The organism is Antarcticirhabdus aurantiaca (assembly GCF_009765365.1).
GTDB classification, from domain to species: domain Bacteria; phylum Pseudomonadota; class Alphaproteobacteria; order Rhizobiales; family Rhizobiaceae; genus Antarcticirhabdus; species Antarcticirhabdus aurantiaca.
Genome location: NZ_VTOM01000002.1, coordinates 161357 through 174493, shown reverse-complemented (window position 1 = coordinate 174493; position 13137 = coordinate 161357). Strand labels below are relative to the sequence as shown.

Here is a 13137-nt window from a genome sequence, read left to right as displayed (position 1 = left end):
TCCCATCTGCTGAGCGGGATTGTGACGGGGCACGTGTTCCGCAAAAATCATGATTGTGCAAGTCATATTTGTCCGCTTGCCTGGCAGCGTTGAGGGGGTGCTACATCTAACGGTAAATCGACCTACCTTAGAATCGGCCTGTGGATCGGCGAACAATTTCGACGCCGATCGGCGTTGTAACTTGTTGGGCGTTCTGATGCTGGCTATGGCGACCGGCTGTGCCGATCAACACCCATCCCAACCGCGACATCGACGAGCTGATGCCCTGGCGCATCAAACACGCCGAAGCCGAACTCGCCGCCGCGGCCTGAGGACGACGCTTACTGCGGATTCGGCGCTGGCCGTGAAAGTCGGCACGCCTGGGTGGTGCTGCATTATGATCGGCCTGCACTAGACGATTGATGCAGGATGGTCATGCATCGGGAGCCCTGTTTCTCTATTTCACCCGCTTCAGGTGAGAGGTTCCCCGCCTCGCGACACATCGAGAGCGAAGACCTCTCGTCTCCAGATGTCGGCTCCGAGTCGCGGATCTTGGAGGGCCGTCGTGTCCGTTTCCGTCGGGTTCCAAATGAGCATGGGAAGCGGACAGGGCGGACTCTTCGAGAATTTCGACCGACTCGTCCTTCAACTCGTTGCAGACGGCGAATCCTACGAAGAGGCGGCGTCCATGCTAGGAGCCGACCGGGCGTGCATCGACGCGGCCATGGAGCGCGTGCGCACCCACCTGCAAGCCTCGACGGACGAGCACGCCGTCGCGATCGGACTGCGCTACCGGATGATCGCCTAGGTCCTGCCTTCGCTTGCTGACGATGCCTCGAGCGCAGGATCTCGGATGGATCGCCGATCCGCGTCGAAGCTGTCTGCCCATTCATGGCTCGTCGCTTGCCCGCACCTCGCCTTTTCCGCGTTTCATGCCGCGAAGATGGATCCTAGGACCAATTTGCCGACTTTCTCGTCCTCGAGAAAACGCGCAGGTCTGCCGATGAGGTAACCCTGGACGGCGCCGCAGCCAAGCCCTCGCAGCAGTTCCAGTTGCTCCACCGTCTCGATGCCTTCGGCGAGCGTCGGGATCCCGATGTCGCGCCCGAGCGCGACGACGGCCTTGATCACCGCGTGCGCATGAGGATCGGCCTGGGCGGCGGCAACGAAGCTGCGATCGATCTTGATGCGGTCGAGGGGGAAGTCGCAGAGATGGGCCAGCGAAGAGTAGCCCGTGCCGAAATCGTCCATGGCGACCTTCACGCCGAGACGGCGGATCTCGGCCAGAGCTCTCGCGATCGTCGGTCCATCCTCGACGAGTGCCGTCTCCGTCAACTCTACCTCCAGGCGGTGCGCAGGCAGGCCGCTCCGCGCCAGGGCCCCCGTCAGATGCGAGGGGAGGAGGTGGGAGCGGAACTGCACGCTCGACACGTTCACCGCTACGTGCCGCCCCTTCGGCCAGGAGGCCGCCTCGCGGCATGCCTCTTCCAGCACCCAGCGGCCGATCTCGAGGATGAGCCCGGTCTCCTCCGCCACCGGGATGAAGACGGCCGGCGAAACGGATCCACGCACCGGGTGATCCCAGCGAAGGAGCGCCTCGTAGCCGGTGATCTCGCCGGTCTCGAGCGACATGATGGGCTGGTAGGCGAGGTGAAACTGGCGGCGGTGGAGCGCCTCGCGCAGGTCCGCCTCGAGGCGATGACGTTCCGCGGTCGCCTCCAGGAGGCCGGGGCGATAGCTCGCCACCCGGCCCTTGCCCTGGCGCTTGGCCTCGTAGAGCGCGACGTCCGCGCGTTGCATGAGTTCGTCCGGGGTCGCGACGCCGTCGCCCGAGCACAGGCCGATGCTGCATCCGACGCTCGCGGTCACCTCGCCGAGGACGAAGGGCTGCGAGAGGGTGCGGACGATCCCTTGTGCGATCTCCATGGCCGTCTGCGCATCGCCATAGACGAACACGCCCAGCTCGTCGCCGCCGAGCCGCGATGCGAAACCGGACCCTCCAACCACCTCCAGAATCCGGCGGCCGGCGTGGACCAGCAGTTTGTCGCCGACGCCATGGCCGAAGGTGTCGTTGACGGCCTTGAAGCGGTCGAGGTCGATCAGCAGCAGGAAGAACGGCGCGTCGCCCGCGATGGCGGCGAGCTTCCGCTCCCGGAAGGCGCGGCGATTGGGCAGGCCGGTCAACGGATCGTTGAAGGCGAGCTCGGAGATCTCGTTGCGGGCGGCGCGCTCGGCGGTGACGTCGTTGAAGGTCAGGACGGTGCCGCCCTTGGCTATGGGATTGCTGTCGATCTCCACGGTGCGCCCGTTCGGAAGGACGTAGTCGACCGGAGCGAGCCGGAACGGCTCGAGGCGTTCGGCGATGCGTCCGGCTGCCGACCGCTGGTGCTCGGTCTCCAATCCGGCTGCGGCGGATACGAAATCGATGACCTCATCGGCTCTCATTCCGATGTGAAGCGCCGCTCCGGCCAAGCCGAACATGTCGACGAAGCGGTCGTTGAATAGGCCCAGCCTCCCCGAGCCGTCGATGAATACGAGCCCGTTGGACATGTTGTGAAGGGCGGTGGCGAGGATGGTCGAATGAGCTCGCTCCTGTGCCTCGAAGCGGCGTGCCGCGATGATCGTCATCAATGCGCCGATCAGGAGGATCGCCGCGCCCATGGCCGTGAAGATGCCGAGGACGTTGTTGGCCCCCGGCATCCCGACCGGACCCGGCAAAGGGGAAAGGGTCGTGCCGGCGATCGAGACGAAGTGGGCGCCGCAGACGGCGAGCGTGAAGGTCACGCTGGACAGACGAGGCGAGGACGCGATCCGGCGCGAGCCGCTTCCCAGTGCCATCAGTGCGGCCCCGACGCCGTAGGCGGCGAGGGTCGCCCCCGGCTTCTGGGTCTGGAGGCATCCCGAGAGGGCCAGCATGCCCGTGTAGTGCATCGCGCCGATGCCGAGGCCCGCCGTTCCGCCGAGGGCGGCCCGCAGCGCGGCGCTTCGCACGAGGACGGTCGCCGCGAGCGGGAGGCCGACCGCGAGGATGCCGATCAGCGCCGAGGCGGCGGTGACCTGCCCGCCGTAGCCGATCGGCAGGTCGGGCCTGTAGCCGATCATCGCCATGAAGTGCGTCGTCCAGACGCCGAGGCCGGCGACTGTGGCCATCCCGATCAGCCACTGCGTGCAAGACGGGCCTTTCGACGACTCCGCTCGCTCGCGCAGGGAAACGACCAGCCAGCCGGCGGCCACACAGATGACGAGGGCGGCGAGGACCGCCGCGACGGAGTGGTCTGCGGCCAATCGAGAAAGGGTGGAGGAGAACATGGCGCGATATTTAAGGTTGCACCGCTTATTAAACTGCCAACTGGTATGGTTGATATGTCGCAAGGCGCAGCATGTCCGGGATCACGCACGAGCCAGGCACCGAAACGCCGGCTTCCGAGATCATGAGGCGATAAGGGGTGAACGAGGATCGGAGCCGGTGACGTAGTCTGCCACCCCAGCGCTGTCCGCGTCCCGATCGACGAACGCGTCGAGCATCCTGTCGGATACGAGCCCGCTGCGGCAGGTTGGCACCCGACGGAACACCTCGGCGCCGCCGTGTTCGGTTCCCCCAGGCGACGCTTGTCCTGCTTCGCGAGCGATCGACCTTCCGCAGACGGGCTGCCCGTTCGGAGGTCTGTATGCGAGGAGATGGTCAGGCGCCATCGACCAGGATCGGTCAAGCGGCTGCGCCGCTGCCAGGCGTTCGCCTCCCCTCCGCCGATCGACTCTGCCGGGCGAGCTTCCCTCGGTCGCGAAGCCGCCGCGCGATGGGGACTGGGTGGGGCTTTTCGCCGTTCTCCATATGTCGATGAACGGCCGGGCTTGGTAGGGATGAACGTCGTGCCTCCTGCGAGGGAGGCAGGTATCGATGTGAATTCCGGTATGAGGAGGTTCTCCGAGGTCATGAATGGACGTCATGCACTCGTGATCGGCGCGAACGCCTACCACGACGCCGCATTGGCCAATGCCGTTGACGATGCCCGTCGTGTGGCGGCTGCGCTGCGTGAACGCGGCTTCTCGACCTCGATCGCCCTCGATCCCGACCAGGCGGCGATCGACGTCGCCCTTGCCGACTTCAAGCTGTCGGCACAGACCGCGGAACTGGCGTTGATCTATCTCGCCGGACATGCTGTCGAGCGTCATGGCAGCGGCTTCTTCCTCCCGGTCGATTCCGAGTTCCCTGTGACGGCCGCTCGCCTGCGCTTCACCGCTACATGCTTCAACGCATTCGTAGAAGCTACGAATGGTGCTGGATCCCGCATCATCGTGCTCGATGCTTGTCGAAACTGGCCGCACGATCCCGACGAAGTCCGACGTACGCTGAACGATCTGGAAGAGCTTGCGGCGGACGAGCGGGACTGGCCGAACCTTCTGCTTGCCTATGCAACAAGCTCCACGAGAACGGCTGGCGATGGAGGCAAGGATCAGGGTAGTGTCTTTTCCAGCTCTCTGTGTCGACAGCTTCTGGATCATGACCTTACCGTCGATGAATGCTTCCGGCGCGTGTCGCAAGACGTCGTGGCCCATCGCCACGAGCAGCAACCCTGGACCTACTCCAGCCTTGCTCGCACGTTGTCCTTCACAGAGCGGACATCCGGAACGAGCGGTCTCCCTGGAACGAGGCCGTCTCCAATGTGCCGGGACAGTTGGCCTGGGGACTCCGGACTGGGGATCTCTGTTTCGCGGCGGCAAATCGTAGTCCTCCGACGTTCGCGGAGGAGGCGATGCCGTCGTCGGTCGGTGTCCGAAACGGTGCGTGACGAAGACGTGACCGTCATCGGCGCGCAGCTTCGACGCCGATCGGCGCGGCGATCTGTTGAGGACGCTGACCTGACGATAGTCGTCAGCGTCGCCGATCGACGCCCCAGGCCTTGGCAGGCGACCCACACCCCAAGACGAGCTCTCCTAGGTCGGCATGCTCGATGGTTCGTCCTGGCGACCGGCGTGGAGAGCCCATGCGGAGGCACGACGGCTCGATAGACAGGCATTCCGTGGAACAGCTGTTCTCGGAGGGTGGGCAAAGGATGCCCGCTATCGGAGGCCGGCTCGTGCGACCACCGTCGTGACAGGAGCGTGACGGGACTCGAGGCCACCGCTTTGCCGCTCTCTCCGGTTGCTGCTAGACCTTATCGCCACCGACACGCAGGCGATCCGGCGAACTCGATGGGCAACGGGCGGCACTCCCTCCTTCTTCTCGGTCCTCCGGCGCTGCGATGCGGCGAGAACGAGATCGCGAGGGTCCTTCCGAAGAAGGCGTTCGTCCTTCTCGCCATACTCTGGCTGTCGCCGGGCCACCGGGCCAGCCGATCGGTCCTCGCCGGCTGGATGTACGAGGACGCCGATCAGGCCGGCGCCCTGCAGAACCTGCGTCAGCTCCTGACGCGCATCAACGCGCGTCAGGCCCAACTCGGAACGCGGCTGATCGCGACCTCTCGGAACGAAGTTCGGCTCGTCGCGGCAAGGGACGATGTCTGCTGCGACCTGGACGTCTTCCAAGGCCTGTCCGATCCGCAGGACGGCACGTCGCTTCGACACGTGGCGGAGCTCTACCGAGGCGACCTCCTCGAAGGCGTCGCGGGCTGCGGGGAATCCCTGGACGCCTGGATCGCCATGCAGCGCGAGCGTCTGCGCAACCGCTGTTGCGAGCTGTTCCTGTCCGGAGCGCGCCTCGTCGGGGGAGCGGAAGGCGAGACGGCCCTCGGCCATCTCCTCGGCATCGAGCCGTACCGCGAGGATGCCTGGCGCGCCCTGATCCGTCTCCGCGCCGACAGGCACGGTCTCGGGTCGGCCGAGACCACCTACGAGCGGATGCGTCGTCGTTTCCGGTCGGAGCTGAAATCGGAGCCCGACGCCGAGACCGTCGAACTCGTGGCCGTCCTGAGGCGTACGGTTGCCGCGAACGTGGGCCAGCAGCCCGGAGTCCGCGGGACGGAAGCGGAGCGCGACACCGGGACTTCTTGCGCGGAGGGTTTCTCCGTCGCTCCGAGGCTCTGTCTCCTCATGCCGGACGGAGCCTGGGCCGAGCCGGCCCATGCCGGCCTCGCCGAAGCCCTCGTCGAGGACGTGACGTTCGGCCTGTGCCGGTTGCGGTCGATAGCGGTCATCGCTCCCCATTCCGCCATGCAGGTTTCCGCTCGGACGTCGTCGGACCTCTTCGGAGCCCGCTACGTCGGCGAGACCAGCATCCGCAGCTTCGCCGGGCGGACCCGCTTGGCCGTGAGGCTGATTCGCACGTCGGATCGCCTGACCCTTTGGGGGGATGAATACGACCTCCTCGCAGGCCAGCCGGAGCAGCACCATCGCGAGCTCACTCGATCGATCGTCGACGCACTGGCGAGCGGGGTGGAGCGTGCCGAGCTTTCCCGCTTCGAGGCCGCTCCCCGCCCGGACGCCTACCATCTCTATCTACTGGGACGGCAACACCTGCGTGCGCTCGGGTTGCCGGAGGTCCGGCGGGCGCGCAAGGCGTTCGCCCAGGCGGCGGACAGGGCACCCGCCTTCGTGCCCGCCCTCAACGGCATCTGCAGGACGCTGATCCTCGAGTGGCTGCTTCTCGCCAGGCCCGATCAGGTCCTCCTGCGCCAGGCGTTGAGCATCGCTTCGCGTGCGATCGAGATGGATCCATTCAGCGGCGAGGCGCTCCGGGAGCTGGCGAGCGCGACCCTGTTCCTCGGGGATTTCGGCGAGGCTGCCGATGGCTTCGCCCGCGCGGAGCGCCTGGCGCCTCATCATGCCGATATCCTGGCCGAGCATGCGAACGCGCTGGCGCATTGCTCCGAGATGATGCCCGCCCTGCGACGCATCGAGCAGGCCATCGAACTCAATCCGCTTCCGCCGGACGACTACCTCTGGACGGCGGGCGGCGCCTTGTTCTTCCTGGAGGACTACGAGGGCGCGTTGTCGCAGCTCGGCAGGATGAAGCGGCCGGAGCCGGCGTTCAGGCTGAAGGCGGCCTGCCTCGCGAAGGCCGGACGACGCGACGAAGCCGCGGTCTTCGCGACCATGGCGCTCGAGGATCAGCCGAACTTCCGGATCGACGAGTGGATCGCCACCATACCGCTGCGGTCGAAACGTCACGTGGCGCACTACGCCAGCGCTCTCAGCGAAGCCGGATTCAGGTGAGGACAGGAGAAGGACGACATGACGATCTTCATCATCGGTCAGCGGGGCGATCCGAAGCGGCTTTGGATCGTGGATACGGACAAGGGAACGGTCCAGCCCTTCTCGGGAGGCTCGGGCTCCGGAGGGATCGACCAGGGAACCGCCAGCACGATCGAGAACATGCGCGGACACGGCTTCTCGGTCGTCAAGGACGTGGACGTCGCCGTGGCGGTGCCGACCACCGCCGACCTGACCAGCCGGCAGTTCTCAGGGAACGCGTGACTGGCGGCATGCGCCTGCATTTCGGCGGGCGCATCCGCGATCCGGCCGACACCGTCCGGCGCGTCAAGCCGCACTTCGCCAGATACGGCATCACCCGGCTGGCGAGACAGACCGGTCTCGACAGGATCGGCATACCGGTATGGGCGGCGATGCGCCCCAACGCGATGACTTTGGCGGTGAACCAGGGCAAGGGGATCGACGACGCTTCCGCGATGGCCTCCGCCGTGATGGAGGCCGTCGAGTACGCAGTCGCCGAGCGGCCGGACGCGCAAGCGCGGATCGCGACGAGGAGCGGTCTCCTGGCCGCGGGCGAGCGGATCCACGAACCGACCCGTCTCATGCCTCCGGGCACGGCGTTGCCCGAGGCCGACGATCTTGCCTGGCTGCCGGGCCGGCAGCTCCTCGACGGCGGCCTCGTCTGGGTGCCGCTGGAGGCGGCGAGGCTGGATCACACCTGCGACGTCTTCGGGGGGATGTCACGCTCCTCCAACGGTCTCGCGTCGGGGAACGACATGGACGAGGCGGTGCTCCACGCCGTCTGCGAACTCGTCGAACGCGACGCCACGACGCTCCGGGCATTCAGGTCCCGAAGCGAGCTGGCGGCCTCGCTGGTGAACGCGGCATCGTTCGGGAGCGAGGCCGTCGAGTCCCTGGCGGGCCGGATCAGGAGCGCCGGGTTCGAGCTGCGGCTGTTCGACCTGACGACCGATCTCGGCGTTCCGGTCGTGCAGGCGGTGCTGAGCGAAGCCGGTCGCCGGGTTCGGGCACAGTTCGACCTCGCGGCCGGGACGGGCTGCCATCCCGTCGCCTCGCACGCGGCCGTCCGGGCCATAACGGAGGCGGCGCAGACCCGCGTCACGAACATCTCCGGAGCCCGGGACGACCTGGACCCGGAGGAGTACCGCGAGCCGCTTCGACAGGGCTTGGAATTCTATGCCGCATTGCCGCAGGCGGAGGGGAAGAGCGCCCCGCCGGATGCCTGCGGGAGGGCAGAGGCGACGCCGGGGGAGTTGCTGGCCATCGTCAAGGCGCGTCTCGCTCGCGTCGGCGTCACGGACCTGCCGGTCGTGGAACTCGGAGGAGGGGCGGCCGGCATCCGCGTCGTCCGGATCTTCGCGCCGCAGCTGGAGGACCGTCCGGCCAACCATCACTGGCGACCGGGAGCGCGCGCCATGAACGCCATGCTTGGGCTGTGACGAAGGTCCTGTTCGCCGGACCGAGCCTCCACGGCGTCGGGGACCTGCCTGCGGACCTCGTGCGGCGCCCTCCCGCCGCGCACGGCGACATCCAAGCCGCGGTCCTCGCGGGAGCGAACGTCGTAGGGTTGGCGGACGGCTTGTTCGAGACGGTCGCGGCGGTCTGGCACAAGGAGATCCTCTTCGCGCTTTCCCAGGGCGTGTCGGTCCTCGGTGCGGCCTCCATGGGAGCGCTGAGGGCCGCCGAATGCCGCGAGTTCGGGATGGTCGCGGTCGGAGAGGTCGCCAGGCGCTACGTCGAGGGCGAACTCGACGACGACGCCGCCGTCGCGCAGCTCCACGCACCGGCGGAGCTCGACTTCATGCCGCTGACGGTCGCGCTGGTCGACTGTCAGGACATGGTCGAGGCATTGCACGGGGCAGGGCTCCTCGATGCCCGGGACGCGGCGTCCGTCCTGGAGGCGGCGAGGGCCATGTTCTTCAAGGAACGCACATGGCCGGCGCTCCTCGCGGCGGCGGACGTCGATCCGACGAGTGCGGCCGCCATTCTCGCCCTGGTGCGGCGGCGGAGCGGCCCGAAGCGGCGGGACGCCATTCTCCTGGCACGATCCGTGGCCGCATCGCCCGATGTCCGGCGCGTGGACGCGGCCGAGTGGACGTTGTCCCGGACGCCGGCGTGGAGGCGCTCGCTTGAGCGCGCCGAAGGTGAAAGGCCATCCATGGGCATCGTCGCCGGCCCGACGACGGCGCGGTTCGGGGAAGCGTCGACCGTCACGCTTCGGTGACGGGGTCAGGGGCAGGAACGCGCCTGCGGCGCGATGGCGGACGCTTCGGCGGAGGAGCGGACGGAGCCCTGGACGAAGACCATCGGAACGCCCGCGCGTCGGAAGAGGCCGGACGAGCGACGTCGAGCGGGGGAAATGTCCGGACGATCGTGGAAGCGCATTCGTCGTGCCGAATGCCGGCACAAGGTCCTTCCCGCGCATCGACGGACTTGCCAGCCCGGCGTTCCGCCCGGCCGCCGTCCCGGACACCGACAAGATCGAAGGTCCTTTCGAGGGCGCGGTCCTGGGGCCTCCTCCGGTCGGGCGCATCTTCCGCTGGCGTCGGCTGGAGCGTCGTCGGGCGTGCGCGAGATCCTGGAAGGGCGTTCGCCCGTCGTCCCGGGAGGGCTGCAGATCCCGACCCGCGGTCTCGATGCCGCATCCCGCAAGGAACATGCAGGGCTCGTCCGTTCGGCAGCCATCCGTGTCGAGGAGCCTTGATTTCACCCCTTCTCCGCAACGAAGCCGCCCTCCGGCAAGGATGCAACGGATCGGACGAGGCTCGACGGCGTTGCAAGGAGCGCAGATCCGGATCACCGGCCGTAGGCCGAGACGAGGTGCCTCTCGAGCGGCGGCTTCCCCGAGCGCCTCACCCTCGCTGCGCCGCCAGGAGCGGATCGGATCGACGCCACCCATCGCCTTCGCACCGAATGAACGCAGCGAACCGGCCGAACTTCCGTGCCGGACGGCATCCTCGATCGGCGGATCGGCAGGGAAGGTCGACGCCGGCGGTCTGCGCCGGCCGAAGCCTACGGCAGCCTCCACCCGCCATATCCGGCGCGCGGATCGATCTCCGATGGCGGCGATGCGGCCGTGGTCTCCGTGAAGTCGTCCGGGGCGAGCAGGAAGAGCCGAGCGTGCGCGTTGCGCACGGCGACGACGAGGCCGCATGGCGCATGGAACAGGCGCGGCGGGACGATCGGCGGAGCGGAGGCGGCCGCGGCGGGATCGGTCAGCGCGAAGGCGGGCGGCACCGGGAGAAGGGTGCGCATGGCCCGGGTGGTCCGTGACCGTCCCTCGATGCCGGCGAACACGGCGACGCGCACCTGCTCGCTCCTTGCCCGATCCAGGGCGTGGACGCCGAGCCAGAGAGCTTCCCGTTCGATCAGGCATGCCGTGAAGCTTCGCTTGTCGCGACGATCCTCTCGACCTCCGGAGGACGGGGAGCTGCAGGGGTGAAGCGGCGCCAAGCCGAGGCTGCGCCATTCCACGGGTTCGGCCTGCCCACCTTCCATGCCAAGCCGCTTCCGCCGGGAACTGGACTGCGTGCCGCTCCGCGATGCCCGCTGGAAGGAGACGGATACGGTTTCGCCGAGTATCAGCCGGCCTCGATCGAGGCGGAGGGTCACGGCCACGGCTCCCGTTCCCCCTGCTGCGTCGGCCAGGTCACAGCTTCTTGAGCGCCCATTCGACGACCGAGCGCGGCACGCCCATTTCCAGCGTCAGCCGCCGTCGTTCGTCATCGCTCAGAAGGACCGCCGGCATCCGCGAAGGCGGCGGCGATCCGACCGTCCGTCGATGTCCATCTGCGCCGAGGCGCACATCCGGAGGATCCGCAGCGTCGGGACCGTCCGTCGGGAAGGCAGCGACGCGACCTGTTCCCAAGCCTTCCGGCTGCACGGCATCGATGACCGGCATCGCCGGAGCGGCTGCATCCACCGCCGCTGCAGGTCCGGGTCGATCGGCTTGTGACGATGTCGGAGCCGCGACACGGTCGAGGACGGAGGCACTCGACGCCTGTACCAGCATCCCCGCGACCTTTCGGCTCTTCCCGCGGCCCGCGACGGCGGCTGCCGAGCGGCGCACCCAGATCATGAGTGGGCGGTGCAGGGTCTGATCCGCGACGCGTTCCCAAAGATCGACGGGGACGAGCCGAGGATTCGCGTTGCTCGCCTCGACGAGGCTTGCCCAGCTTCGCCAGAGCATCGGCGGCATCCCGACAGGCATCCTACCGGCCTGATGCCCCGCCGCCAGCCGTATCGCCCGGACATCGGGATGGTCCTCGCCGAACATGGCCATGGTATCGGCCAAGGTCTCGTCGAAGAGAGCGCGCTCGAACCGGACCGGCCGGTCCGGTGTCAGCCCGGGAGACGGCACGGGACGCCTTCGCGCCTGATCCTGCGCTTCCTTCCGCTCGAGCAGCAGCATCAGGTGCAGCGCGTAAAGGCCCATCATGGGATTTCGAAACTTGGCTTCGGTCTTCTCGAGAAGCTCGCGAGACATGATCGCCTGCTCGTCGGCGAGCGCCATTCGGGCAGCTTCCGCCAAGCGCATCGCCTCGTCGTTGATCGGTGCATCCATCGGCCACATCTGGATCGAGACGTCTGCCAGCCGCTGACCGCGCGGGATCGAGCCGACCGTCGACGCCGGCTCGTAGAGAAGGGCGACCCTGGTCTGCCATCCTTCGAGCGCGGTGACGGTCAGCGCCGCCGGCTCGCTGCCGGTCTTCAGCGCGAGCCTGTGGAGACCTGGATCCACGCCCACGTCACGTCTCGCCCAGCGGTCGCTTTCACGATCGCCTTCGTCGGCCCCTTCGGCCAGATCGAAGGCGTGGGACCCGCCGTGATGATGCAGCTCGAGTCCAGCCTGCGGTGCGGGAAGCTCGAGGTCCTGGCGGGGCTCGCTCGCCGTCCACCAGCGTGCCAGCACCATCAGCGATGCACCTACGCCGGGACCTGGTTCCGCCGCCCCAGCAGCGCCGGACAGGGCCACGGCATGCGTCTCGTGGGCCCGAGCGGTTCCATCGAGAGGCACGGCCGAGGCGAAGCCGATGCTGGGGATCCGGACGGTCGTGTCGGCGCGGAGCGTGACCGTGCCCTGCCACTCCGCTCGGCCGAGTTTCGCTCGGATGGTGTAGTCGGCTGGCGGGAGGGACACCTCGGCTCCGCTCAGCCGTCGTGCGACCAGCCGGTCGTGTGCGTCGACGACGAAGATCTCCGTCGCGGGATCGGTGCATGCGATGGCAAGTCGAAGGCTCGGTCCGGCGGGATCGCCTTCGTCGCCGATGCCCGCGGTCGGCGAGCCGCTGGGCGGCACCAGTTCGAAGTCGTCGACCGTGCCGAAATCGGGCTCGTTGGAAACGTCGGGATCGGCGAGTTGCGCCAGCGACATGTGTCGCCGCATGTTGTTGATCAGGTAGTTCCGCAGGCTAGCCGTCGTCACCGCACCGGTGGAAGGATCTGCCGCCGCACCGCTCAGCCCCCGGACGAGCGTATGCGTGAAGATCCCTCGCGGCTCGCCCTCGACCGTCGTCTCGACCGCCTTCAGAAAGAACCGAGCCGCGTAGGCGATCATCATCCGCCCTTGGTGCGCGTTGGGCGCGATCATCGATCGCAGGCTGACCGGTTGCGGCATCTCCAGCCGTTCCCGGGTCGAGCACGCGTCGAACCACAGCACGTGCTGCTCGAACAACGCGGCGTTGTAGATCCAGTCGAAATAGCTGGCGATGAAGACGTGGCTGCGATTCACCGCGGTCGCATTCGCCGTGAAGAGCGCGCCCCTGCCTCTGACGTGACCGAAGCCGTGACCGCTGACGTATAGATAGAACCTCCGTCCGACGCGGCCGCCCTTAGAGGGGTCGCGCTTGCCGAACACCGTCTCGAAGGCCTTGACGACATCGGTCTCGACCGGCTTGGGATCGTCGTCGAACGGGTCGGGGTAATCGGCCGAGCGGATCATGTGGATGTTCTTTCGCCTGAGGCGGCCGCCATCCGGGCTCTCCAGCC

9 protein-coding genes and 1 pseudogene are annotated in these 13137 nt (G+C 67.7%); 7 read left to right on the top strand and 3 right to left on the bottom strand.

Annotated elements, in window-relative coordinates:
* Window positions 1–544: 544 nt before the first annotated feature.
* On the top strand, window positions 545–787 hold the full coding sequence (locus tag FZN60_RS03000) for a hypothetical protein (RefSeq protein WP_158870958.1): 243 nt from the start codon (window positions 545–547) through the stop codon (window positions 785–787).
* A 122-nt stretch (window positions 788–909) separates the two neighbouring features.
* Here the strand turns inward: FZN60_RS03000 and FZN60_RS02995 are convergent, their stop codons facing one another.
* Window positions 910–3129 carry a bifunctional diguanylate cyclase/phosphodiesterase gene (locus FZN60_RS02995; RefSeq protein ID WP_246726560.1) on the bottom strand — a complete coding sequence of 740 codons (2220 nt, stop codon included), beginning with the start codon at window positions 3127–3129 and terminating at the stop codon, window positions 910–912.
* A 528-nt stretch (window positions 3130–3657) separates the two neighbouring features.
* Between FZN60_RS02995 and FZN60_RS29255 the strand changes: the two genes are divergently transcribed.
* The 6 genes and pseudogenes from FZN60_RS29255 to FZN60_RS02970 all read left to right on the top strand — a co-directional run bounded on the left by FZN60_RS29255 (window position 3658) and on the right by FZN60_RS02970 (window position 9373).
* Window positions 3658–4989: a caspase family protein gene (locus FZN60_RS29255; protein ID WP_369413027.1), complete on the top strand. Its 1332-nt coding sequence runs from the start codon at window positions 3658–3660 to the stop codon at window positions 4987–4989.
* Between the two features lie 183 nt (window positions 4990–5172).
* Window positions 5173–5823 (top strand): annotated as a pseudogene (locus tag FZN60_RS29250) (AfsR/SARP family transcriptional regulator); the annotation flags it as partial.
* 249 nt (window positions 5824–6072) lie between these two features.
* Window positions 6073–7131: a hypothetical protein gene (locus FZN60_RS28800; protein WP_246726557.1), complete on the top strand. Its 1059-nt coding sequence runs from the start codon at window positions 6073–6075 to the stop codon at window positions 7129–7131.
* A gap of 18 nt (window positions 7132–7149) precedes the next feature.
* Window positions 7150–7392 carry a hypothetical protein gene (locus FZN60_RS02980; protein ID WP_158870950.1) on the top strand — a complete coding sequence of 81 codons (243 nt, stop codon included), beginning with the start codon at window positions 7150–7152 and terminating at the stop codon, window positions 7390–7392.
* An 8-nt stretch (window positions 7393–7400) separates the two neighbouring features.
* Window positions 7401–8588: a YcaO-like family protein gene (locus FZN60_RS02975; RefSeq protein ID WP_158870948.1), complete on the top strand. Its 1188-nt coding sequence runs from the start codon at window positions 7401–7403 to the stop codon at window positions 8586–8588.
* Window positions 8585–9373, top strand: a complete 789-nt coding sequence (locus tag FZN60_RS02970) for a TfuA-like protein (protein ID WP_158870946.1) — start codon at window positions 8585–8587, stop codon at window positions 9371–9373. Before FZN60_RS02975 ends, FZN60_RS02970 begins: the two co-directional genes overlap by 4 nt.
* Window positions 9374–10161: 788 nt before the next feature.
* Here the strand turns inward: FZN60_RS02970 and FZN60_RS02965 are convergent.
* Window positions 10162–10404, bottom strand: coding sequence for a hypothetical protein (locus FZN60_RS02965; RefSeq protein ID WP_158870944.1), 243 nt, complete (start codon window positions 10402–10404; stop codon window positions 10162–10164).
* Window positions 10405–10798: 394 nt separating this feature from the next.
* Complete coding sequence (locus tag FZN60_RS02960) at window positions 10799–13090, bottom strand: hypothetical protein (protein WP_210253408.1); 2292 nt, start codon at window positions 13088–13090, stop codon at window positions 10799–10801.
* Window positions 13091–13137 lie beyond the last annotated feature (47 nt).

Bases quoted from the DNA above. Each gene is read 5' to 3' on its own strand.
- FZN60_RS02995 (WP_246726560.1), bottom strand. From the start codon at position 3,129: ATGGCCACAGTCGCCGGCCTCGGCGTCTGGACGACGCACTTCATGGCG.
- FZN60_RS29255 (WP_369413027.1), top strand. From the start codon at position 3,658: ATGGTCAGGCGCCATCGACCAGGATCGGTCAAGCGGCTGCGCCGCTGC.
- FZN60_RS02980 (WP_158870950.1), top strand. From the start codon at position 7,150: ATGACGATCTTCATCATCGGTCAGCGGGGCGATCCGAAGCGGCTTTGG.
- FZN60_RS02975 (WP_158870948.1), top strand. From the start codon at position 7,401: ATGCGCCTGCATTTCGGCGGGCGCATCCGCGATCCGGCCGACACCGTC.
- FZN60_RS02965 (WP_158870944.1), bottom strand. From the start codon at position 10,404: ATGCGCACCCTTCTCCCGGTGCCGCCCGCCTTCGCGCTGACCGATCCC.
- FZN60_RS02960 (WP_210253408.1), bottom strand. From the start codon at position 13,090: ATGATCCGCTCGGCCGATTACCCCGACCCGTTCGACGACGATCCCAAG.